Source organism: Sphingomonas sp. (assembly GCF_036388435.1).
Lineage (GTDB): Bacteria > Pseudomonadota > Alphaproteobacteria > Sphingomonadales > Sphingomonadaceae > Sphingomonas.
The window spans coordinates 21,964-45,509 of sequence record NZ_DASVRV010000052.1 but is presented as its reverse complement, the minus strand read 5'-3'; the positions used below and the strand labels follow the sequence as shown (position 1 = coordinate 45,509).

General features: G+C 69.9%; 18 protein-coding genes and 1 tRNA gene. 8 read left to right on the top strand and 11 right to left on the bottom strand.

Annotated features, from left to right (window positions below; all coding sequences use genetic code 11):
* The first annotated feature begins 10 nt into the window (after positions 1-10).
* Positions 11-547 carry a single-stranded DNA-binding protein gene (ssb, locus tag VF592_RS12745; protein ID WP_331006007.1) on the top strand — a complete coding sequence of 179 codons (537 nt, stop codon included), beginning with the start codon at positions 11-13 and terminating at the stop codon, positions 545-547.
* Positions 548-555: 8 nt separating this feature from the next.
* Positions 556-2,064, top strand: a complete 1,509-nt coding sequence (locus VF592_RS12740) for a sensor histidine kinase (protein ID WP_414714221.1) — start codon at positions 556-558, stop codon at positions 2,062-2,064.
* Positions 2,065-2,073: 9 nt separating this feature from the next.
* Here VF592_RS12740 and VF592_RS12735 read toward each other — a convergent pair whose 3' ends face one another.
* The 3 genes from VF592_RS12735 to metX all read right to left on the bottom strand — a co-directional run bounded on the left by VF592_RS12735 (position 2,074) and on the right by metX (position 4,240).
* Positions 2,074-2,478 carry a response regulator gene (locus VF592_RS12735; protein WP_331006005.1) on the bottom strand — a complete coding sequence of 135 codons (405 nt, stop codon included), beginning with the start codon at positions 2,476-2,478 and terminating at the stop codon, positions 2,074-2,076.
* Between the two features lie 68 nt (positions 2,479-2,546).
* The gene (gene metW, locus VF592_RS12730) at positions 2,547-3,131 is read right to left on the bottom strand and encodes a methionine biosynthesis protein MetW (protein WP_331006004.1); all 585 of its coding nucleotides are present in this window, start codon (positions 3,129-3,131) and stop codon (positions 2,547-2,549) included.
* A complete protein-coding gene (gene metX / locus VF592_RS12725; RefSeq protein ID WP_331006003.1) occupies positions 3,128-4,240 on the bottom strand; it encodes a homoserine O-acetyltransferase MetX in 1,113 nt (370 codons plus the stop codon). Before metX ends, metW begins: the two co-directional genes overlap by 4 nt.
* Before the next feature lie 220 nt (positions 4,241-4,460).
* On the opposite strand from metX, the gene hisC reads away from it, so the two are divergent.
* Together hisC and VF592_RS12715 are read left to right on the top strand one after the other, a co-directional pair.
* The gene (gene hisC, locus VF592_RS12720) at positions 4,461-5,561 is read left to right on the top strand and encodes a histidinol-phosphate transaminase (RefSeq protein ID WP_331006002.1); all 1,101 of its coding nucleotides are present in this window, start codon (positions 4,461-4,463) and stop codon (positions 5,559-5,561) included.
* Positions 5,562-5,563: 2 nt separating this feature from the next.
* Entirely contained in the window at positions 5,564-6,472 is a 909-nt protein-coding gene (locus tag VF592_RS12715; RefSeq protein ID WP_331006001.1) for a prephenate/arogenate dehydrogenase family protein, read from the top strand.
* Here the strand turns inward: VF592_RS12715 and VF592_RS12710 are convergent.
* The 4 genes from VF592_RS12710 to ftsE are packed head-to-tail and all read right to left on the bottom strand — an operon-like array spanning position 6,461 to position 9,265.
* Positions 6,461-7,156, bottom strand: coding sequence for a lysophospholipid acyltransferase family protein (locus tag VF592_RS12710; RefSeq protein WP_331006000.1), 696 nt, complete (start codon positions 7,154-7,156; stop codon positions 6,461-6,463). The genes VF592_RS12715 and VF592_RS12710 overlap by 12 nt on opposite strands.
* Positions 7,153-7,689 (bottom strand): YdcF family protein, encoded by a 537-nt coding sequence (locus VF592_RS12705; RefSeq protein WP_331005999.1) that lies wholly within the window; start codon positions 7,687-7,689, stop codon positions 7,153-7,155. Before VF592_RS12705 ends, VF592_RS12710 begins: the two co-directional genes overlap by 4 nt.
* Positions 7,686-8,564: a permease gene (locus VF592_RS12700; protein WP_331005998.1), complete on the bottom strand. Its 879-nt coding sequence runs from the start codon at positions 8,562-8,564 to the stop codon at positions 7,686-7,688. The genes VF592_RS12705 and VF592_RS12700 overlap by 4 nt, the downstream gene beginning before the upstream one ends.
* The gene (gene ftsE, locus VF592_RS12695) at positions 8,561-9,265 is read right to left on the bottom strand and encodes a cell division ATP-binding protein FtsE (protein WP_331005997.1); all 705 of its coding nucleotides are present in this window, start codon (positions 9,263-9,265) and stop codon (positions 8,561-8,563) included. The genes VF592_RS12700 and ftsE overlap by 4 nt, the downstream gene beginning before the upstream one ends.
* A gap of 151 nt (positions 9,266-9,416) precedes the next feature.
* On the opposite strand from ftsE, the gene VF592_RS12690 reads away from it, so the two are divergent.
* Complete coding sequence (locus tag VF592_RS12690) at positions 9,417-10,214, top strand: zinc-ribbon domain-containing protein (protein ID WP_331005996.1); 798 nt, start codon at positions 9,417-9,419, stop codon at positions 10,212-10,214.
* 83 nt (positions 10,215-10,297) lie between these two features.
* Positions 10,298-10,384 (top strand) — tRNA-Leu (locus VF592_RS12685).
* A gap of 172 nt (positions 10,385-10,556) precedes the next feature.
* On the opposite strand, the gene VF592_RS12680 is transcribed toward VF592_RS12685, so the two are convergent.
* Positions 10,557-15,956 (bottom strand): autotransporter outer membrane beta-barrel domain-containing protein, encoded by a 5,400-nt coding sequence (locus tag VF592_RS12680; RefSeq protein WP_331005995.1) that lies wholly within the window; start codon positions 15,954-15,956, stop codon positions 10,557-10,559.
* Positions 15,957-16,231: 275 nt separating this feature from the next.
* Here VF592_RS12680 and VF592_RS12675 point away from each other — a divergent pair, with 275 nt between their 5' ends.
* Positions 16,232-17,323, top strand: coding sequence for an ABC transporter ATP-binding protein (locus VF592_RS12675; protein WP_331005994.1), 1,092 nt, complete (start codon positions 16,232-16,234; stop codon positions 17,321-17,323).
* On the opposite strand, the gene VF592_RS12670 is transcribed toward VF592_RS12675, so the two are convergent.
* From VF592_RS12670 to VF592_RS12660, 3 genes are read right to left on the bottom strand one after another with little or no spacing between them, the layout of a single operon-like run.
* Positions 17,313-18,164: a carbohydrate ABC transporter permease gene (locus tag VF592_RS12670; RefSeq protein ID WP_331005993.1), complete on the bottom strand. Its 852-nt coding sequence runs from the start codon at positions 18,162-18,164 to the stop codon at positions 17,313-17,315. The genes VF592_RS12675 and VF592_RS12670 overlap by 11 nt on opposite strands.
* Complete coding sequence (locus VF592_RS12665) at positions 18,155-19,036, bottom strand: sugar ABC transporter permease (protein WP_331005992.1); 882 nt, start codon at positions 19,034-19,036, stop codon at positions 18,155-18,157. Before VF592_RS12665 ends, VF592_RS12670 begins: the two co-directional genes overlap by 10 nt.
* Positions 19,033-20,271, bottom strand: coding sequence for an extracellular solute-binding protein (locus tag VF592_RS12660; protein WP_331005991.1), 1,239 nt, complete (start codon positions 20,269-20,271; stop codon positions 19,033-19,035). Before VF592_RS12660 ends, VF592_RS12665 begins: the two co-directional genes overlap by 4 nt.
* A gap of 315 nt (positions 20,272-20,586) precedes the next feature.
* On the opposite strand from VF592_RS12660, the gene VF592_RS12655 reads away from it, so the two are divergent.
* On the top strand, positions 20,587-23,472 hold the full coding sequence (locus VF592_RS12655; RefSeq protein ID WP_331005990.1) for a TonB-dependent receptor plug domain-containing protein: 2,886 nt from the start codon (positions 20,587-20,589) through the stop codon (positions 23,470-23,472).
* Positions 23,473-23,546 lie beyond the last annotated feature (74 nt).

Genomic DNA, 23,546 nt, shown 5'->3' with positions numbered 1-23,546 from the left:
CGGAGTATATATGGCGGGCAGCGTCAACAAGGTCATCCTGGTCGGCAATCTGGGCAAGGACCCCGAGTCCAAGGCGTTCCAGAATGGCGGCAAGGTCGTCAATCTGCGCATCGCGACCTCCGAGTCCTGGAAGGACCGCCAGTCGGGCGAGCGCAAGGAGAAGACCGAATGGCACCAGGTCGCCATCTTCGACGAGCGCATCGGCGAGACGGCGGAGAAGTTCCTGCGCAAAGGATCGAAGGTCTATATCGAGGGCCAGATCCAGACGCGTAAATGGCAGGACCAGAACGGCGCCGACCGCTACACCACCGAAGTCGTGGTGCCGCGCTTCGGTGGCGTCATGACGATGCTGGACGGTCCCGGCGGCGGGCAGGGCGGCGGCGGGGGCGGCGGGCGTGACTTCGGCGGCGGCGGCGATGAGTTCGGCGGCGGCTCGGGCGGTGGTTATGGTGGCGGCAACCGTGGCGGCGGCGCCGCCGCCAAGGGCGGTGGGTTCGGCCAGAGCGGTGGGTTCGCCGACGATCTCGACGACGACGTGCCGTTCTAAGGCGGCATATCGCCTTGCATCCATCCGAGCCCAGCGACGCCGCCGACCGCGCCCGCATCGTCGCGCCCTATGACGTGGCGGGCGCGACCGCGCGCCGCGACATGGCGGACCTGGCCGATTTCGCCGCCGAGCTGCTCGGGGCGCCGCTCGCCACGGTGACGGTGATGGACGAGGATCATCAGCATTTCCTGTCCGCGCACGGCGTCGACCTGCCGGGCAGCCCGCGCGCCGTCAGCTTCTGCACCCATTTCATGGGCGAGCGCGATGTGACGGTCGTGCCCGACGCCGCCGCCGATCCGCGCTTCGCCGACAATCCCTATGTCACGGGCGATTTCGCGCTGCGCTTCTATGCCGGGGCGCCGCTCGTCACGCCCGGGGGCGAGACGCTGGGCAGCCTGTGCGTCTACGACACCGCCCCGCGCGCGGGGCTGACCGATGTTCAGCGCCATGGGCTCGCCATCCTCGCCAAGGCCGCCATGGCCCGGCTCGACGATCGCCGCGTCGAGCGCGAGCGCGAGGAGGCGCGCGCGGGCGCGCAGGCGCGGCTCGCCGAATCGGAACTCCGCTTCCGCACCCTGGCCGACGCCATGCCGCAGATGGTGTGGTCGGCGGGCCCCGACGGGCTGGTCGATTACTGGAACGCGCGCTGGTATCAGTTCACCGGCGTGCCCGAAGGCTCCACCGACGGCGAGGCCTGGGACGAGGTGTTCCACATCGACGACCGCGAGCGCGGCTGGACGCGCTGGCGACAGTCGCTCGACACCGGCGAGCCCTACAATATCGAATATCGGCTGCGCCGCCATGACGGCCAATATCGCTGGGTCCTCGGCCGTGCCTTGCCGGTCCGCGACGAAGCCGGCGCGATCACGCGCTGGTTCGGCACCTGTACCGACATCCACGAACAGAAACTGGCGCTGGAGGAGCGCGAGATGGTCAGCCAGGAGCTCAGCCACCGCATCAAGAACATCTTCGCGGTGATTTCCGGCCTGATCACGCTCGCCGCCAAGAGCCGCCCCGGCCTCGCCGATGCGGCGGTGGACCTGCGCCAGCGGATCACCGCGCTGGGTCGCGCGCATGATTTCGTCCGGCCCCACAGCGCCCAGTCGCGCCGCGACACCCCGCCCGACTCGCTGCACGGCCTGCTCGCCGAGCTGTTCGCGCCCTATAGCCGTGTCCGCATCGAGGGCGACGACGTGCCGATCGACGACCGCTCGGCCACCCCCTTCGCGCTGCTGTTCCACGAGCTGGCGACCAACGCGACCAAATATGGCGCGCTGTCGGCCGCCGAAGGCGAGGTGTCGGTCGCCATCACCCGCGGCGAGACCGACGCGGCGATCCGCTGGACCGAACGCGGAGGGCCGCCCGTCACCGCGCCGAGCGGCGCCACCGGCTTCGGCACGCAGTTGGTGGAACTGAGCGCGGTCCGGCAACTCGGCGGCGAAATCCGGCGCGACTGGCGATCCGACGGGCTGGTCGTCTCGCTCAACGTCCCGCTGGCGGCGTTCAGCCGCCGCTAGCGTCGGCGTTCAGCTCGTCGCGGCGACGCGGCCGATCTGCTGGAGATCGTCGTTCGCGGCGGCGTGATGCTCGCTTCCCGCCAGCTGGGCGGCCGCCAGGATCGCGGCCTCGCTGAACGGCTTGCGGACATAGCCAAGCGCATGGCCCGCCTCGCCGATCTGGCCGGGATTGGCGGTGACGAACACCACTTTCACCCCGTGATCGCGCGCGATCCGCCGGGCGATATCGGGGCCGGTGCAACCGTCGCGCAGATTCACGTCGACCAGCGCGAAGTCGCAATCGGGCGCCGCGGCCAGCGCGGCTGCGCTGTCGGGCGCGATCGCGCGCACCGAATAGCCGGCCTCGGTGAGGATACGTTCCAGGTCGAGGGCGACGAAAATCTCGTCCTCGACGATCAAGGCGGTCTTGCCCATGGGCTTTTCAAATCCAGGTTAAGTTCGAAGGCAACGCCGGACCGCGGGGCCGGTTCCCCGATAATTAATTACAATCGCAGCAGGAACACCGCATGCTCGGCCAGCAGATTGGCGGTCGCGGCTCCCGTCCGCCCCGCGCCGGCCAGGAACCAGGCCCCCTCCACCACGATCCCGCGCTCGCGTACGAAGGCGCGGAAATCGTCCACGGTCAGGTGGTGGATATTGGGCGTGTCGTACCAGCCCTCGGGCAACAGCCGCGTCACCGGCATCCGCCCGCCCCAGAGCAGTGAGACGCGCACCCGCCAATGCGCGAAATTGGGAAAGCTGACAAAGGCCCGCCGCCCGATGCGGAGCAGGTGGCCCAGCACCTGGTCGGGCGCGCGCGTCGTCTGGAGCGTCTGGCTGAGCACCGCATAGTCGAAGCTGCGGTCGGGATAATCGGCCAGGTCGCGGTCGGCATCGCCCTGCACCACCGACAGCCCGCGCGCGACGGCCGCGGCGACATTGGCGCCGTCGATCTCCAGCCCGCGCGCATCGGCACCCTTGTTCCTGAGCGCCGCCATCAGCCCGCCGTCGCCGCACCCGATGTCGAGCACCCGCGATCCGGGCGCGACATGCTCCGCGATGATCCCCAGATCGGGCCGCAAGATCACGCGCCCGCCCTCAGGAAGCCGTCGACCACGCGGGTCAGCTCGGGCGAATCGAGCAGGAACGCGTCATGGCCGAACGGGCTCGACAACTCGACGAAGCTGGCGGCCGCCCCCGCCGCGTTGAGCGCGTGGACGACCCGGCGTGACTCGGCGGTCGGATAGAGCCAGTCGGTATCGAAGCTGACCAGACAGAAGCGCGTGGCCGTTCCCCGGAACGCATCGGCCAGCAGCCCGCCATGCTCCTCGGCCAGATCGAAATAATCCATCGCGCGGGTGATGTAGAGGTAGGAATTGGCGTCGAAGCGGTCGACGAAGCTGATCCCCTGATGACGCAGATAGGATTCGACCTGGAAATCGGCGTCGAACCCGAACCCTTTCGTGTCCCGCGCCTGCAGCTTGCGCCCGAACTTCTCCGTCAGCCCCGCCTCCGACAGATAGGTGATGTGTGCCGCCATCCGGGCCACGGCGAGGCCCGCCGCCGGCGCGTCGCCGCCATAATAATCGCCCCCGCGCCAATCGGGATCGGCCATCACCGCCTGGCGCCCGACCTCGTGAAAGGCGATGTTCTGCGCGGTGTGGCGCGCGGTCGACGCGATCACCACCGCCGATCGCACCCGGCGCGGATAGGTCGCGGCCCAGCTCAGCGCCTGCATCCCCCCCATCGACCCGCCGACCACCGCGGCGAGCGTCCCGACCCCCAGATGATCGAGCAGCAAGGCTTGCGCGCGCACCATGTCGCGGATCGTGATGACCGGGAAGCGCATCGCATAGGGCCGCCCGTCGGACCCCATGCTCGCCGGGCCCGACGATCCCATGCAGCTGCCCAGCACGTTGGCGCACACCACGAAATGCCGCGCGGGGTCGATCGGCCGTCCTTCCCCCACCATCCGCGTCCACCAGCCGGGCTTGCCGGTGCGCGGATGGACGCTGGCGACATGCTGGTCCCCCGTCAGCGCATGGCAGATCAGCACCGCGTTCGACCGGTCGGCGTCGAGCGCGCCATAGGTCTCGTACGCGATCTCGACCGGCGCCAGCGTCCCGCCCCCGTCGAGCGAAAGCGGCCCGGCGAGCGTGACGCGGCGATCGAGGCCGAAACGCTGGTCCGATGACATAGTGGCCCCGCCTAAGGTAGATCGGGGCTGTCCTACAAGCGTCCCCCATGCTTGACCCGGCCGATGACGAGACTCGCCCCGTTCCGCCCCCCGTTCCCGCGAACGCCTAGCAATAGTGTCCCCGCTATCGTTTCCGCCTGAACTTCCATTGAACTTCCGCCCGCGCGCGCCGTACGCGCCCCTGGTTTCCGCCCGCCCGAAACCTGCTAAGCGCCCGCCCATGAACGCACCCGTCCCCAAGCCCTGGATCATGGACATCGCGCCCTATGTCCCCGGGCGCTCCACGACCGATGACGGCCGCAAGGTGGTCAAATTGTCCTCCAACGAGAACCCGCTCGGCACCCCCGCCGGGGCCCGCGCCGCCTTCGCGGCGGCGGCGGACAGCCTGGAACGCTATCCCGACGCGTCCGGGTCGATCGTCCGCGAGGCGCTGGCGGCGGTGCACGGCCTCGATCCCGCCCGCATCATCTACGGCAACGGCTCGGACGAGGTGCTGCACCTGGCGGCCGGCGCCTTCGCCGGGCCGGGGGACGAGGTGATCTTCGTCCGCTACGGCTTCGCGGTCTACGAGATCGCGGCCCGGCGGACGGGCGCCACCCCGGTGATCGCCCCCGACCGCGACTATGCCACCGATGTCGACGCGATCCTCGCCTGCGTGACGGAGCGCACGCGGGTCGTCTTCGTCGCCAACCCAAATAATCCCACGGGCACCTATGCCGCGCGGGCGGAGATCGCCCGGCTCCACGCCGCCCTGCCGGCGACCGTGCTCCTCGTCCTCGACCATGCCTATGCCGAATATATCGACGGCGACCATGACGATGGCGGGATGGCGCTCGCCGCCACCGCCGCGAACGTCCTCGTCACGCGCACCTTTTCCAAGATGTACGGGCTCGCCGCCGAACGGATCGGCTGGGGTTACGGCGCGGCGCCGATCGTCGACGCGATGCACCGCATCCGCCTGCCCTTCTCGATGACGATCGCCGGCCAGCACGCCGCCGTCGCCGCGCTCGCCGACCATGGCTGGGTGGAACGCTGCCGCCGCGAGAACGCCGAGCTCCGCCGCTGGTTCTCCGACGAGATCGCGAGCCTGGGTAATGCCGGCCTGCGCGCCATCCCCAGCCAGGCCAATTTCGTGCTGGTTGTGTTCGAAGGCGCGCTCACCGCCGAGGCGGCCTATAAAGGCTTGATGGACGAAGGTTACATCGTCCGCTGGCTTCCCGGCCAGAAGCTGCCCCAGGCGCTGCGCATCACGATCGGCACCGCCGAGGAGACGCGCGGCGTCGCCGCCGCGCTCCGCCGGCTGGTCGGGCGGGCGGGCTGATCTTGCCCCCCTTCGCGCGCGTGGCGGTGATCGGGCTGGGGCTGATCGGCTCCTCCGTCGCGCGCGCCGTCCGCCAGGCGATGCCGACCGTGCGGCTGACCGGCCATGACGCCGACGCCGACGTGCGCACCGCCGCCATCCGGCTCGACCTGTGCGACGACGTCGCGGACACGCCGGGCGCGGCGGTGACCGACGCCGACCTCGTCATCCTGTGCGTGCCGGTCGGCGCGATCGGCGCGGCCGCGGCCGAGATCGCGGCTGACCTCCCCGCCGACGCGGTCGTCACCGATGTCGGCAGCTCCAAGGGCTCGGTCGCGCGCTCGCTGGCGGCGGCGCTGCCCGGCGTCGCGATCGTCCCCGCCCATCCGGTCGCGGGCACGGAGCGGAGTGGGCCGGAGGCGGGCTTCGCGTCGCTGTTCCAGGGGCGCTGGTGCATCCTGACCCCGACCACCGGCTCGCCGCCCGAGGCGGTCGAACGCGTTTCCGCCTTTTGGCGCCGGCTCGGGGCGGAGGTCGAGCTGATGGACCCCGACCATCACGACCGCGTGCTCGCGGTGACGAGCCACCTGCCCCATCTCATCGCCTATACCATCGTCGGCACCGCCAGCGACCTGGAGGAGGTGACCCGGTCGGAGGTGATCAAATATTCGGCCGGCGGCTTTCGCGACTTCACCCGCATCGCCGCCTCCGACCCGACCATGTGGCGCGACGTGTTCCTGTCGAACCGCGAGGCGGTGCTCGACATGCTCCAGCGCTTCTCGGAGGACCTCAGCGCGCTCCAGCGCGCGATCCGCTGGGGCGACGGCGACACGCTCCACGACCTCTTCACCCGCACCCGCGCCGTCCGCCGCTCGATCGTCGAACAGGGCCAGGACGACGCCCGCGAGGATTTCGGCCGGTCACATCCTTGAGGGCGGCTCCAATGCGTTCATGGCGGCATGGACGCGGGTCTCTGCTTCTTCTCGCGGCAGCCCGGCCGGAATCTCCTCGCCGAAACGCAGCGTGATGACGCCCGGCCGCTTGGGACCATGGCGCGGCCAGACCAGTCCGCTATCGGTCGCGACCGGGACGACGGGCAGCTTCAGCACCTTGTACAGCCCCGCGAACCCGGCGCGCAAAGGCGGTTGCTCGCCCGGCGGCACCCGCGTGCCTTCGGGGAAGATCAGGATCGACCGCCCCTCCGCCTTCAGCTCGGCGCTTTCCGCCATCATCCGGCGGAGCATCTTGGCCGACGCCTCGCGGTCGACCGAGATATGGCCGTATTTGCGCGTGGCGTACCCCCAAAAGGGGATGCGCGTCAGTTCCTGCTTGAGGACGATCGCCGGCCCGCCCAGGATCAGCGCCACCTCGATCGTCTCGAACATCGCCTGGTGCTTGCCCGCGTAGAGCACGGGATAGGAAGGCCATCTCCCCTCCACCCGCACGCGGATGCCGACGATCCAGCGCGTGCACCAGCGGTGCCAGGTGAACCAAGCGAGCGCATGGTTGATCGCCGCCCGCCGCCCGAACAGCGCGGAGATCGGCGCGGTCCCCACGATCGGCACCGATCCCGCATAGAAGATCAGCCGGTACAGCCAGGTCCGCAAGCTATTCATCCACCGATCCCCACCCGCAACGCGACCCAGCGCAGCAGCAGCTTGTTATACTCGTTGACCAGCGTCCCGACGCGCGGCTCGCCGGGCACCCCGTCGCCCAGGATCACCGCGTCGCGCCCCATCACCGCCGCCAACTCCATCCGCGCGCGCGGCAGGTGCCAGTCGGCGGTGACGAGCCTGACCGTGCGATAGCGATGCCCGCGCAGCCAGCGCGCCGTCTCCTCGGCATTGGAGCGCGTGTCGACCGCGTCCGTCCCCAGGTCGACGCAGCAGCGGAACAGCCGCGCGGACTTGCGGTAGGTCGCCGCCAGGTCGCGCGGACGGACGCCGGACCCGACGCCCGTCACCAGCATCCGCTTGGCCTGCCGCGCCGCCATCAGCTCCAGCCCGCGGTCGATCCGCCCCGCCCCGCCGGTCGGCACGACGATGGCATCGGTGGTCGCCCCCTCCAGCGGTCCGGGCAGCGACACGCCGAACGCGGCGAACCCCAGCGCCCAGGCGATCACCAGCAGCGACGCCAGCCGCGCGATCACAAGCTGCGCTCCAGATGCCCTAGCACCGCCCGCCGCGCCGCGAAGGTCGCCAGTCCCACGAACAGCAGCGGCAGCAGCAGCAGCACCGCCCAGTCCGCCCGCCCCAAATTCACCCCGCCCAGAAGCTCCGACCCCAGCGCGCCGAGTTGGCGCCCCAGCAGCCATATGACGACCAGCGCCAGCAGCCCGCCCAAGCCCCCGCCGATCAGCGCGTCGAGCGCGATCCGCCGCTGGAACAGCCGCGCGACCTGGACGTCGGTGGAGCCGAGCATGTGCATCACCTCGATCGTGCCGCGGTGGACGTCGAGCCCACTCCGCACCGCCAGCACCACCACCGCCAGCGTCGCCGCGCCCAACACCCCGACCAGGGCGGCGGCGAGCCCGGTCAGGAGCGTCATGAAGCGGCTGACCGGCGACATCCATGCCGCATGGCGATCGACCCGCGCGGTCGGAACGGCACGGGCGACGGCGGCCGCGACCGCGTCCCCCGCTTCCTCGCCGGTCAGGTCGACGTCGATCAGCGCGGGGATGGGGAGCGCGCCGGCCTCCGCCTCGGCGCCGAGCCAGGGCTCGACCAGGCGTTGCAGCGCCGCGCGGTCGACCGGCGCCACCCGCGCCACCCCGGGCAGGCCGCGCAGCACCCCCGCCACGCGGGCGGCGGCGGCATCGCGCGTGGCCGGATCGCCGTCCACGACCTGCACCGTCAGGCGCCCGGCGAGCTGGCGGTCGAGCGTCCGTGCCGCGCCCAGCGTTCCCAGCCCGAGCGCGGCGGCCAGCATCAGCAGGAACAGCATGATGCCCATGATCCCCGTCATCGCGCGCAGCCCCCCCGCCTCGTCGAGGACGCGGGCGCCGGTCTCGCCGCCGTCGCTCACGACGCCTCGCGCGGCGGATAGCGGAGCGATCCGGTGGGATCGAGCAGATGCCCCCGGTCGAGCCGGAGCATCTGGGCATGGGGAACGCGGCCGAGCAGGTGCAGGTCGTGGGTCGCGATCACCACGGTGGTGCCGAGCCGATGGAGCGATTCGAACAGGTGCATCAGCCGGTCGGCCATGTCGGGGTCGACATTGCCGGTCGGCTCGTCCGCCACGAGCAGTTCGGGCCGCGCGATCACCGCGCGCGCGATCGCCACGCGCTGCTGCTCGCCGCCCGACAGCGTCGCGGGGCGGGCATGGGCGCGCTCCGCCAGCCCGACCCAGGCCAGCATCTCGCGCACGGGCTGTTCCAGATCGGCCTCGACGACGCCGGCGACGCGCAAGGGGAGCGCGATATTGTCCCAGGCGGACAGATGCGGGACCAGGCGGAAATCCTGGAACACCACCCCGATCCGCCGCCGGAAACCGGGCAGCCGCGCGCGCGGCATGGTCACCGCATCCTCGCCGAACAGCCGGATCACGCCCCGGCTGGGCCGCTGCGCGAGGTAAAGCAGTTTCAGGAGCGAGGTCTTGCCCGCCCCCGACGCGCCGGTGAGGAAGTGGAACGCACCCGATCCCAGCGAGAAGCTGATGTCCGACAGCGTCTCTGGCCCCGTGCCGTATCGCAGGCCGACATTCTCGAACTGGACGATGGTCGCCATGCGCCCCGACACTTACAAGCTTCGGCCCATGTCGCAAGAAGCCGGTCGGGCCGACCTCCGCCGGAGCGGCACTTGCACCCGCGCGGTTCGACGTGCTTAACCTTGGCCCTGCCAGCGCGGGATCTCCCCGCCTGCGTCCGGTATACGCCCGATGATCCTGGAATGCCCCGAGTGCAGCACCCGCTATCTGGTGCCCGACAGCGCCATCGGGACGGCGGGCCGGACCGTGCGCTGCGCCCAATGTCGCCATAGCTGGTTTCAGGCGCCCGCCGCGCTCGAGCTGGCGCCCGCGGCCGAGATCGACGCGGCATCGCCGCCCGCCCCTGCGCCCGAACCGGCACCGATCCAGCGCGCGCCGGAGCCCGCCGTCGCGCCGGTTCCGATCCCGACCCCGACCCCGATCATCGCGGCACCGCCGCCTCCGCTCAAGCCGCTCCAGGTCGACGCCCCCCCGCCCCCGCCGCCGGTCCAGCCCTATCTGGAACCGACGATCGGCGGCTATGCTGGCGAGCCCGCGCCGGCACGTCGCAACCCCGCGCGACGCTGGACGGCGGCGGCGGTGGCGGCGGGACTGCTGATGCTCGCCGGGACGGGCGCGATCCTGTATACCGGGGCACCCGGGCTCGCCAGCCGGCTGGGGTTGCCCGGCGGCGGCGAGACCGCGCTGCGCATCAAGGACAATCCGATCGAGCGCCGCGAACTCGACAACGGGTCCGAACTGTTCGCGGTGAGCGGCCAAGTGCTCAATCCCAGCACCGCGCAGCAGCGGGTGCCCGATATCCGCGCCGAGCTGCGCGACGGCGGCGGGCGGCTGGTCTATAGCTGGACCATCACTCCCCAGCGCCGCACGCTGGCGCCGGGCGGATCGATCGACTTCAACTCGGCCAAGCTCGACGTGCCCGCCAATTCCAAGCGGCTGGAGCTGAGCTTCGCCGGGCAGGAAGGCTAGACGTTAAGCGTTGCGCCGCCCGACCGGCTTTGCTAGTGGCGCTCGCCTACCGGGCCTTGGTCTTGCGACCGAAGGTTTCACGTGCGGTCGTGGCGGAACTGGTAGACGCGCAACGTTGAGGTCGTTGTGGCCGAAAGGCCGTGGAAGTTCGAGTCTTCTCGACCGCACCATATCGTCCCGCTCGGAACAGCCGGACCTTGACAGAGCGCACTGAAAGCGCCGCTTTCGACCTTCCGCCCTTCGGCCGGCCCGCTCCGATCGGTCGGGACGACCGATCGGAGCGGGCGATCCCTTACACCATGTCTAAAGCGGGCCCGCGCCGACGCGTGGTCGTCGCGTTCCCTACATGCTGATCCTCAGCCCGGCCGAGCCGCCGACGGATCGACCCACCACGCCTTGTCCATCGTCCAGCGACCGCCGGTAATCCGCCTCGCCGTACAGCACCAGGCGCGGGCTCAGCGACCAGGTGATGCCGGCGCCGGCCTCCGCCCATAGCGCCGAATTCGATGTCCGCACCGGCGTGGTCGCCGCCGGCGTGATGAAGAGCGTGCGATCGGTGGAAGCGAACGCTTTCCACAGATTGGCGCGCAGATAGGGCTGGATCGCGCCGGCGCTCGTGTCGTAGCGGCCGCGGGTACGCAGGCCGATCCGGCCGGTCAGCTGGCCGCGGTCGCGCTGCTGGACCAGCGCATTGGGGATGACCACATCGTCGAGCGAATTGCCCTGCGCGATCAGCTGCGCCTGCGGTTCCAGCACCCAGGTCGGCGAGAGGGGAAACGCGTAACCCGTCTCGACCGAGGCGAGGATCCCGGTGCCGTCGATCGGGGCGACGTTGCCGTTCGTCGCCACGGCCCGGCCGCCATACCAGCTGTGCTGGACAACGGTATCGGCGTAGAAGCCGCTGTCGGACAGATAGGTCCAGTACAGGCCCGCATAGGTGCTGCGCGGATCGAACCGGCCGACCGCCCGGCCCTGAATCCCGCCAGCGAACCCGCTGACGTCGAACTTCCCTTCGGTATATCCGCCATAGACGCCGAGATCATGATGCCCGCCGCCGGTTCCGAAGCGGAAAAGGTCGACGCCGATCTGGAATCCGTATGTCCGTCCATCGGTCGTCGGTCGCGCATCCCCGCCCTGCCGGACCCGCCCGTCATCCGCGATCACGCGGCCCCATAACCGGCCCGGTACGGTGAAGTCGCGGGCGATTGTCCCGTTCTCATCGCCCATGCGCTGGTGATAGGTGCCGAGCATGGCGAGGTCGCCACGGCGCAATGTACCCGCCACCGTGCTCAGAAGCGGTACTTCGACCCGGAAGGTCGGATCGGCCGGCGTCACGGGTGTCACGGGCGTCTGATTGTTGGCCTGGGTCCGCAAAAAGAAGCTCTGGCTCGTGCCTGTCAGGCCGGAAGCATAGAGCCGGTATTCGAACGCCCCCGCATCCACATGTTCGCCCGCGAGCGTGAAGCCGGCGCCGGTCGTCGTCGCGGTCGTCGTGCCGCCGTTGATCGCGCTGACGACCTCGATGCCGTCGCCCGTCGTCCGCGCGCCCAGGCCGCCCGCATTGGTGATCTGGATCATCGTGGTCCCGCTCACCGCGCCGCCGTCGATGACGAGGCGATCGGACGGTGACCCGTCGCCGGCCAGCACCGTCTGAAGCCTGATGGTGCCGTTCTGGCCGACATAATTGCCGCGGATCGTCAACGTGTCGGTCGCGCCGGATGCGCCGTTGGTCAGGTCGATGATCCCGGCATTGACGACGCTCGCCGTGCCGCCCGTCGCCGCGCCGACCGTGCCGCGCACGCCGTTGCCGGCGAAGAAGGTCGAGCCCGAGCCGATCGTCATCGTTCCCCCGGCCAGGATCAGGTCGCCATCGGCGGTGAGCGTCGAGCTGTTGCTCAAATTGACCGCGTTGAATCCGGTGATCCGGCGCGTGCCGGTGGAGATCGTCGCGTCGAAGGTAAGCGTGTCGCCGCCCGCTGCGGTGCCGCTCCCGGCGATGGCGGTGACGCCCGACAGATTGGCGTCGGTAAGGCCGCGGAACGTCGCGGTGTCGTTGCCCGCGCCCGCATCGAACGCGCCGGCCAGCGTCCCGCCGGTCATCAGGAAGATGTCGTTACCCGCACCCAGCGTCACCGCGCCCGTGACCGGGCCGGCGCTCAGGGTCACCGCCTGACCATTGCCGCCGCCGAGGATCGCGGTCGCGGTCGTCGAGGCTGCGGTGATGGTGCCGGTATTGACGAACACCGGCGTGCCGCCGCGCAGATCGACGACCGGCGCCGCGGTGCTGGCCGAGGTCAGGGTGCCGCCGTTGCTCAGCGACGACGCGGGGCCCGCCACGATCGCCGAGCCGCCTTGCGCATTGGTGATCGCGACGCGACCCGCCAGCGTCACCTGACCGCCGGTGTTCAGCCGGACGCCGGTCGAACCGGCGCCGCTGCCGGTGATCGCCAAGCCATCGCCGAGCGCCAGATTGCCCGTCGTCCTCGCGCCGCCCGTTCCCGAAAAATCAAAGCCCGTGCTGTTCGCGCCCGCGGCCGTCAGCGTCGCGGTCGAGGCCGGATCGAGCGCGACCGCGCTATGCACCGCCGCGCCCGAACCGTTCGCGATCAACGTCGAGCCGTTCAGCCGGATCGCAGTGGACCCGGCGGTATTCTCGATGGCGTTGCCGCTGCCCGTCGTCGTGATCGTTCCCGCGCCCAGCGTCAGCGCGCCCGCGCCGGTATCGACCAGCACGCCGTGCGCGGTGCCGCCGCCGGTGAAGCTGCCGGCCGTGTTCGCCGCTCCGCCATTGACCAGGCGCAACGCGGCGACTCCCTCGCCGACCGACACGGCGCCGGTGCCGGTGCCCGACAGCGTCGATCCCGCGCCGTCGATCAGGATGCTGGTGCCCGACGTCAGGGCGATCGCGCCGTTGTTGGCGAAGGCCGCGCCGCTGGCGATGCGCACGCCCGTGCCGCTGCCCGTCAGCCTGCCGGTATGCGTGCCCGTGGTGCCCGTTCCGGCAAGGTCGATGCCGAAACTGGCGCCGCCGCCCAGGCCGATCGTACCGCTATTGGCGATCCGCGCGCCCGTGGTGCCGACGATGGCGGAGCCGTTCGCGCCGGCAAAGGCGATCATACCCGAATGGGTGAGCTGGGCCTGGTTGCGCACGACATAGCCGGTGACGTTGGCGGCCGACGACGCCAGGTTCGCGCCCGCTGCTAGGCTGGTGGCGGCGACCGGGGTGCCGGTCGCGACGCCGTCTATGTCGCGACCCTGCCCATCGACCAGGACCGCGATGGTGTTCGCGCCCGTCAGGCGGATGTCGCTGGTCGCATCGACGATACCGGTCGCGCCGCCCTCGATCACGATGCCGGTGCCGCCCGCGCCCGAGACCGCGATCTGCACGCCCGCCGCGTCGACGGTGGTGCCCGACGAGGCGCCGGAGCCGACGATGCCGAACGCACCGGCGCCGGACACGGTGAACATCAGCCCGGCGCCGCGCGCCGCTGCGCCACCTTCGACCCGAAGGCCGGTGGAGGACGCCGTGTCGATGTCGGTCATCGTCGATCCGCCGGTGATCGTCGATCCGGCGCCGAGCGCGTAATAGCCGATCTGGCGCGCGCCCTGGAAATCGACGGTGCCGTTCGCGCCGACGGTTACGGTGCCGCCGTTGCGCGCATGGGTGCCGATCGCGCCCTCGCCGCGCATGGTGACCGCACCGTTCTGCACCGCCGAGGACGATGCGTTGCCGACATAGATGCCGTAATTGCGCAGGCGATCGGACGAGACGCCGCCGTTGATGACGATCGCGCCGTCATTGACCGCGCGTGCCGATCCGCCGGCGACGCCGTTCTCGACCAGCAGGCCGACGCTGTTGATGCCGCCCAGCGTGATGACGCCGGTCGCGGTGTTGGTGGCATTGACCGCACCGGCCACGCCGCTGCCCAACACCGAGATCGCGGCGTTGCGCCGGACCGGGCTGGTCGCGGGCGACGCATCGAGCGTGACCGCGCCGCTGTTGACCGCGGTGCCGCCGTCACCGCCGATCTTGATGCCGGTCGCGTTCTGCGCCAGCACGCCGACGCGGATCGTGCCGGCGTTTATCAGCGCGCCGCCACCCGAAAGCGAGGTCATCCCCGATGCGGGGTTGATCGAGACGATGTCGGTGACCGTCGCCAGATCGGCGCTGGTCTCGGCGAAGCTCGTGCCGACGCGGATCAGGCCGCCCGCGGCGTTGGCGGCGGTACCGCCGCCGATCGCGACGAGACCGGCCGCGCCGTCGAAGGAGCCGAGCTGATTGGCCGCGACGCTGGCGCCGCCGCCGATCAGGATGGTGCCGGTATTTGACGCGGTCGCGCCCGATCCGACGACGATGCCGACATTGGCCTTGCCGAACTCCGGATTGTTGGGAAGGCTGGCGATATCGCGATTGGCGACGTTGATGATGCCGGCATTGCCGATCGCCGCGCCGTTGCTGGCGAGGATCGCGACATTGTCGGTGGTATGGGCGCGGTTGTCGCTGCCCGTCGCGACCGCGGTGCCGCTCGACCGGTCGAGAACCTCATAGCCGATGCCGATAACGCCCGTCGCCGTGTTGACCAGGGTCGTGCCCGCGCCGTCGAGGCGTATCCCGGGGCCGGCGCCCGCCTGCGTGACGACGCCGTTATTGGTGACCACCGACCCGTTTTGCGCCAGGATCAGCGTGTTGCCGCCATCGGTGTTGCGATCCGCCTGCGCCATGCCGACGAGCCGGGAATCGGTGGTGGTGACCAGCGTCGAACGATCGAGCTTGATGAACAGGCGCTCGCTCGTCGTCGGCGGCGCACGGTAGCGGTCGAGCGGCTCGTTGCGCACGGTGACCGTCCGCTCGGACGTCTGCGCAGCCGCCTGGATCATGCCCTCATATTGATCCGGCGTGATCGCGCCGCTTTGCAGCCGGGAGATCAGGCTGGTGTTGTAGCGCTTCAGACTCGCGAGGTCGGTGACGCTGTCGTCGCCGTTGAAGGTCACGCCCGAAAAGGTCGTGACGTTGACCAGATAGTCCTGCGTCGCGCGCTGGCGCAGGCCGTCCTGGTCGATGCCGCTCATCGTGGCGGTCACGGCGTCATACACGATGTTGCTGCCCGCGGCGACATTGTAGAGCGTCGAGCCGCTGTCCGCGGTCACGATCGCCAGGTTGGCAGTATCGTAGACGCTTTTCGCCTTGCTGCCGGTGGCGATCGTCACGTCCGAACCGCTGATATTGGCGAGGCGCAGGTCGCCATAGACCGGCGATCCCGTGTCGAAAAAGGCGGCGGTATCGCGATCGGTCGCGCTAAAGGCAGTCAACAGGTCGTTGTCATAGACCGGGGTCGCGACATTGGTGCCCTTGATCTGGTCGGGATAGGTGACGACCGTGCGCTTCTCCTCGGCGCCGAGCGCGACGCTGACCCGCCCGTCGATCGCGTCATAGCCCGATACGACCTCGCCGCGCGCCTGACGTTCGGCGACGGTGTAGCTGTCGAACCGGAACCGCCGCGCGCTGGTGCCGCGCAGCGAATAGTCGCCGGTGATCGTCCCGGTGGTGTCGGTCCGCGTGATGATCCTGGCCCGGTCGGGGTCGGCGCCCCCGCCATTGTCGGCGGCCGGTGAATAATCGGGCCGAAGCGCCTGAGCATGGCCTGCCGTCGCGCCGAGCACCGCGAGAACCGCCAGCGAGATGCTTCCCAGCGCAGCACGACGAATTTCTCCCGAAAGGGAAATTGCGGAACCATTGATCATCGTAAATCTACCCCCGGGGCGCCGTATCCGCGCGGTCATCCGCGATGAACGACCCGAATCGCCCCCACGCACAACATGGGCGCCGCGAAATGGCTCCCGTCAGGATGGTATATTAAAAAAAATTAAAAACATAGGTGAGCATAGATCGCTGGCGGACGGACGCGAGGCGGATCGCGGCGCGTGGTGGCCCGGTGCGTTTTCCTGGCCCTAGCTTCGAGCCACTCCCTTGCATCCGCCGTGCGCCCGACGGATGGCGTCCGGCAGGGGAGGACGGCATGGCACGCGTCGAGATCGCGGGACTGACGAAGCGCTTCGGCGACGTGACGGTGCTTCATCCCGCCGACCTGGCGATCGATCATGGCGAGTTCGTCGTCGTCATGGGGCCGTCGGGGTGCGGCAAGTCGACCTTGCTGCGGCTCCTGGCGGGGCTGGAGGAGCCGAGCGCCGGCCGCGTGGCAATCGGCGGACATGACGTGACCCATGTCGCGCCCGCCGAGCGCGGGGTGGCGATGGTGTTCCAATCCTATGCGCTCTACCCCCATCTGACGGTCGCCGGGAACATCGCCTTCCCGCTCACCGTCGCGAAACGGCCCAAGCGCGAGGCCGCCGAACGCGTCGCGGCGGTGGCCCAGGCGCTGGACCTGACCGCCCTGCTCGATCGCCGGCCCCGCGCGCTGTCGGGCGGGCAGCGCCAGCGCGTGTCGATCGCCCGCGCGATCGTGCGCGAGCCCCAGGTCCTCCTGCTCGACGAGCCGCTCTCGAACCTCGACAGCGCGCTGCGCGTGCGGATGCGCCATGAATTCGCCCGGCTGCACCAGCAGCTCGGCAGCACGATGATCTACGTCACGCACGACCAGCTCGAGGCGATGACGCTCGCGAACCGCATCGTCGTCATGGCGGAGGGACGAATCGAGCAGGTCGGCGCCCCGATGGCGCTTTATGCCCGCCCCGCCAATCTTGCGGTGGCGCGGGCGATCGGCTCGCCGGCGATGAACCTGCTCCCGGTCACGATCGACGCGGCCGACGCCTGGGGTGCGACGGTGCGCCTGCCCGACGGCGACGCGGTGCGGATCGCCGCGCGGGTGCCGGGCGAGGCGATCGGGTCGCCCGCGACGCTGGGGATCAGGCCGGAGCATCTGCGCGTGGACGCGGCCGGCCCGTTCGGCGGCGCGGTGGAGCTGTTCGAGCGGCTGGGCCCCTTGTCCTTCGCGCATCTGGGCGCGCGGGGCGGAACCGACACGGTGGTGGCGCAGCTTCCCGGTGACCGCGCCGTGACCCTGGGCGAGACGCTCCGGTTCGCCGTGGCGCCGGGCGACGCCCATCTGTTCGGCGCGGACGGCCGGGCCTTTTCCCCGCTCAGCCCTTGATGCTGCCCCCCAGCAGCCCGCCGATATAATAGCGCTGGAGCGCCAGGAAGAGCAGCAGCACCGGCATCGTCGTCACCACCGCCCCCGCCATCATCAGCTCGCCGTCCGCCGCATGTTCGCGCGCGATCGCGGCCAGCGCGACGGGCAGCGTATAGAGATGCTGGTCGGCCAGCACGATCAGCGGCCAGAGGAAATCGTTCCAGCTTCCCAGGAACATGAACAAGGCGAGCGTCACCGTCACCGGCGCCAGCAGCGGCAGCACGATCACGCGAAAGATGCGCGCTTCGCTCGCGCCGTCGAGCCGCGCGGCGTCGATCATCTCGTCGGGGATGGCGAGCGTCGCCTGACGCACGAACAGCACCGCGAAGATCCCCGCCAGCGACGGCAGGATCACCCCGGCATAGCTGTTCACCAGCCCCAATTCCCTGAACAACAGGAACAAGGGCAGCATCGCCACCTGCCCCGGCACGACCAGCGACGCGATCAGCAGTTGGAGCAACCGCTCGCGCCCCCGGAAGCGCAGCTTGGCGAAGGCATAGCCCGCCGGCACCGTCAGCAGCAGCCCGAGCACGGTCGAGATCGCCGCGACGAGCAGGCTGTTCCCGATCGCGGGGACGATGCGGTAATCGAACCACGCCCCGTCGATCAGTCGCCGCGCGAGCAGTTCGTGATAATTCTCCCAGCTCCACCGGCTGGGCAGGAAGGGCGGCGGAAAGGCGCTCGATTCGCCGCGCGGCATGAACGACACCGTCACCATCCAGGCGAGCGGCGCGATCGTGACCAGCGTGAGCAGCGCGACGGCCGCGTTGAGCAGCACCGCGCGCAGGCGTCTCAAAGCCATTCGTACCGCCGCCCGATTCGCGTCTGGATCAGGGTGAGCGCCAGGATCAGCAGGAACAGCACGAACGCCACCGCGGAGGCCTGTCCCAGGTTCCACCATTTGAACCCCTCGTCGAACATGAAGTACAGGACGGTGACCGTGCTCTGCGCGGGGCCGCCCAGCGTCATCACATAGGGCTCGGCGAAGAGCTGCAGGAATCCCGCCACGCTCATCACCCCCGCCAAGATCAGGGTCGGACCGATAGCCGGCAGGGTCACGTGGCGAAAGCGCGTCCACCGCCCCGCCCCGTCGAGCCGCGCGGCCTCCATCAGGTCGCCGGGCACCGCCGCCAGCGCCGCGGTGAACACGATCATGTTGTAGCCGAAGATCTTCCACGTCACGAACAACAGGATCGCCGGGATCGACGCGCGCGGATCGCCCAGCCAGTCGACCGGCGGGATGTTCACGAGGCCCAGCGCATAGTTGATCAGCCCAAACCGCGTGTTGAGCAGGAAGCGCCACACCACGGCGGTCGCGACCACGCTGGTCACGTAGGGCGCGAACAGCAGCACGCGCCAGAAGGGCTTCCACCGCACGGTCGCCGAGTTGAGGAGCAGGGCGGTGGCGAGCGACGCGCCGATCGCGGCGGGCACCCCGATCAGCGCGAACAGCGCGGTGTTGCCCAGCGCCCGCCAGAAGAGCGGAGTCGACAGGAGGTCGGCGAAATTGCCGAGCCCGACGAAATTCAGGTTCGACCAGTCGGCCAGCGCGTACAGGTCGTAATCGGTGACGCTCAGCGCCATCGCCAGCGCGGTCGGCACGACGAAGACGAGCGCGATAACCGCCAGCACCGGCAGCGTGAACGCCCAGGCCGCGCGCTCCTGCCGCGTCATGCGATCTTCCCCGCCTCGACCAGCGCGCGACGCCTGGCGAGCAGCCGGTCCGCACGGCGGTTCATCTCGATCAGGCCCTGATCGATCGTGACCAGGCCGCGCACCACGCGTTCGGCGATCAGCTGCACCTCCAGGCGGATGCGCTCCCATTCAACGATGGACGGCGCCGGCGCGGGTTCGAGCATCTGCTCGGCGAACGGCCGCAGCAGCGGGATCGACAATTGCGGGTGATCCCATGCGCTCCGCCGCGCGGGAAGGTTGCCGATAAGGGTCTGGAAGCGAAGCTCCGTCGCCGTCGAGGTCATGTGGCGGACCAGGCTCCAGGCGTCGGCCGGACGATGCGAGCGAGCGGACACGCACAGGCTGGCGCTGACGCCCGACGCCGCGCCCGGACCGCGCGGCCCCGGCATTCGCGCGATCCCCCAATGATCTGCCGCGATCTCGGCACGGCGGCGGTGCAGGTCGAGCAGCAGGGACGGCCCGTTGGGATAGATGGCGAAATAGCCCTGGGCGAAGGCGGCGAGCGGGTCCTGGATCTCGGTCGACAACGCACGCGGCGCGAATCCGTCGTCGAACAGCGACTTGTAGAAGCCCAGGGCGGCGCGGAATTCGGGCGTGCGGAAATTCCCCCGCGTGTCCCGGTCGCGCAGCAGCTTCGCCCCCGCCTGCCCCGCGAAGGTGAACAGCGCGTCGGGCCAGTTGAGGAGCAGGAGCATGACGTAATCGTCCGGCCGCCGCCGCTTCAGCGCGCGGCCCATCGCGCGCCAGCCGTCCCAATCGGCCGGCGGCGTGTCGTACCCGGCGCGGGCGAGCAGGTCGCGGCGGTAGAATTGCACCTGCGGCGCGACCGACCAGGGCACGGCGAAATCGACCCCGCCCGCGCGCACCGTCTCGATCGTGCCGGGAAACAGGTCGGCCACGAAGGCGGGATCGACGACGGGCACCAGCGCGCCGACCAGCGCGAACTCGCCGACCCAGCCATTGGGCAGCATCAGCACGTCGGGCAGCGAGTCCCCGGCATGGGCCGTCAGCAGCTTCTCGTGCGCGGCGGTCCAGGGGAGCGACTGCACCTCGACCGGAATGCCCGTCGCCCGGGTGAATGCCGGCATCAGCAGCGGCGAATAATCGCCCTCGTAGCTCATCGCCCAAAGCCTGAGCGCTTCCGGATCGCGGCCCCGCGCGCAGGCCGTGACGAGCGCCGCGCCGCCGGTCGCGAGCAGCGTCCGGCGCGTCATCGGCGCATATGCACGATGCTGATTGCCCCTCATCGGCCGAAACTTGCCCATCGCTGGCCTGCATCGCCAGTTCAAACACCGTCGTCGGCCGTGCTCGGGTTGATACAGGTATATTCTCGCACGATTAGATCGGCGGGGTGGTCTCTTGCTGTTGATCGACGACACGGCACGCTTCTAACCGATCCACATCAAGGCCGCTGAACAGGGACGGCTGCCGATCGGGGAACAGAAATGCCGTGCACCGCCAGAGTCCGCGCCGCCATGCTCGCGGGGGTGGCAATACTCGCCCACCCTTCGGATCGGGCGTGGGCGGCCATGCCTCAGGATTTGGCCGCGGCGACGCGCGACCAGGCCGCGGCCGAAGTCCCCGCCGAGCCCGAGGCCGATGTCGTCGTGACCGGTTCGCGCATCGCGCGGCCCGACTTCGCCGCGCCCAATCCGATCGTGTCGTTCGACGCGGCGAACATCCAGCGATCGGGCAACACCAACGTCACCAACTTCCTCCAGCGCGTTCCCGCGCTGACCAATTCGGTCGACAGCACCCAGACGGCGGGATCGGACCGGCTGAACACCCAGCCCTTCGGCGCGGCGGGACTGAACCTGCTCGACCTGCGCGGGCTCGGCCCGGCGCGCACCCTGGTGCTGGTCAACGGCCGCCGCCACGTCGCGGGCCAGGTCAGCACGGCGGCCGTCGACATCAACTCGATCCCGACCGACCTGATCGAGCGCGTCGACGTGCTCACCGGCGGCGCGTCGGCGGTGTACGGCGCGGACGGGGTCTCGGGCGTCGTGAACTTCATCACCAGGCGCGATTTCGACGGCGTGTCGGCGCGCGCGCAGTTCGGCATCTCCGAACGGGGCGACGCCGCCAACCGCTTCGCGTCGATCCTGGCCGGGCGGAACTTCGCCGACGGGCGCGGCAACGCGACGCTCGCCTATGAATACAATGCCGACGACGCGCTTGAGAATGACGACCGGTCCTATCTGCGCCAGGACCGTCGCCGCTATCTGATCACCAACGACCGCGATCCGAACGACGACCCGACCATTCCCGACAACATCCTCCAGGGCGACCTGCGCTATCCGGGCGAGTCGGTGTTCGGCGCGGTCGACGTGAACGGCGACGGCGTGCCAGACTTTCGCGGCGACGGACGCGTCTACGATCCCGGCACCCCCGCCTCCTTCTACGCCACCGGGGGCGACGCGACGCCCGTGGCGGGGTTCATCGGCGACCTGCTGCCCCGCATCCGGCGCCACGCGGTCAATTTGCTGACGCATTATGATTTCGGCGACGCCGCCAAATTGTCGCTGGAAGGCAAGTTCGTCCAGACGCGCGCGACGACCTTCGACAGCTACACCGGCAATTACCCCGCGACCTTCACGCTCGACAACGCCTTCCTGCCCGCCTCCATCCGCGACGCGGCGCTCGCGGCGGGATCGACGGGCGTCAGCTCGATCCGCGACAATTTCGATTTCGGCCGGCGTGGCGAGAGCGACCGGCGACGGACCTGGCGCGGGGTGGTCGACCTGAGCGGACGGGTCGCCGACCACCTGACCTATGACGTCTACTACACCCATGGCCGCACCGACGTGCGCATCACCAAGATCAACGACCGCCTGAACGACCGCTACCAGGCCGCGCTCGACGCGGTGATCGATCCGGCGACGGGGCGCGCGACCTGCCGTTCCAACCTGAATCCCGCCGCCGTCCAGACGCCCCCGGTCACCTTCACCCCGGGCGCGGGCAGCGGATGCGTACCGATCAACACCTTCGGCGCGGGCACGGCCGACCAGGCATCGCTCGACTTCTTCCAGCTCGACAACGACAGCGGCGCGCGGATCACGCAGGATGTGGTCAATGCGTCGATCGGCGGCGATCTGGGCGGGCTGTTCGCATTTCCCGGCGGCCCGGTGCGCTTCGCCGCCGGCGGCGAATATCGGCGCGAAACCAGCCGCTTCCGCCCCAACGACTTCCTGACCCAAGGGCTGTTCTACCAGTTCGACGAGTTCGTGATCCCGAGCCCGTCGAGCGGCAAGTTCGACGTGTGGGAAGCGTTCGGCGAGATCGACGTGCCGATCCTGCAGGGCGCACGTTTTGCGGAAACGCTGTCGGTCGGCGCGGCCGGGCGCTATTCGGATTATTCCACGATCGGCGGGACCCAGGCGTACCAGTTCAACGGCATCTACGCGCCCGTGCGCGACCTGACCTTTCGCGGGTCGTATGGCGAGTCGGTGCGCGCGCCCAATATCGGCGAGCTGTTCACCCCGCTGACGGGCGCGAGCAGCTTCTTCGTCGACCCCTGCTATCCCGAGCAGCGCGGCAACGGCACGCAGTTCCGCGCCGCCAATTGCGCCGCGCTGATCTCCGGGCTCGGCGGGACGCTCGCCGCTCTCACCGCCTCGAACAATCCCAATGCGGTGTCGTTCATCCCCGGCGCGCAACAGGGCAATCCCGACCTGCGCGAGGAGACCGCGCGGACCTGGACCGCAGGCGTCGTGCTCCGTCCCAGCTTCATGCCCAGGCTGACCATCTCCGCCGACTGGTACGATATTCGCCTGCGGGGGGCGATCAGCACCCCCGGCGCGCAGACCGTGGCCGAGCTCTGCGTCGACCAGCCGACGATCGACAATGTCTATTGCGCGGCGATCGGGCGCCGGCAGGGCACCGGCTTCATCGACGACTTCAGCGTCCAGCCGCAGAATGTGTCGCAGTTCCGCACCGCCGGGCTCGACCTGAACGTCAGCTATCTGCTGCGCACCGCCCGACTCGGCACGGTCGACCTGCGCTTCGTCGGCGGCTATCTCGACCGGCTCGACATCGTGTCCACGCCCGGCGCGCAGGTCGAGGATCAGGTGGACCAGCCCGGCCGTCCCAAGTTCAATTTCGTCTTCTCGCCGACCTGGACGCTCGACCAGCTGACCGTCAGCTACAATCTGCGCTGGTTCGACCGCGTGCGTCGCTTTTCGCGCAACATAACCGATAACAACCCTGATTACGCCCCGGCCGACCTGCTCCGCTACGAGGAGCTGTGGCAGCATGACGTCCAGTTCCAACTCGCGACGTCGAGCGGCTTCGCTTTCTACGGCGGCGTCAACAACATCACCGATCAGAAGCCGGACGAGGATTCTTACGACCTGCCGATCCCGTCGCTCGGGCGGTATCTGTATATCGGCGCCAGGCTTCGGTTCGGGGATCGTTGAGCCGTCGGGATGGCCGCGCGGGAGGATCGTCCGCGCGGACACGCCGACCGGCCGGCGACCGGACGCGCTTGGGG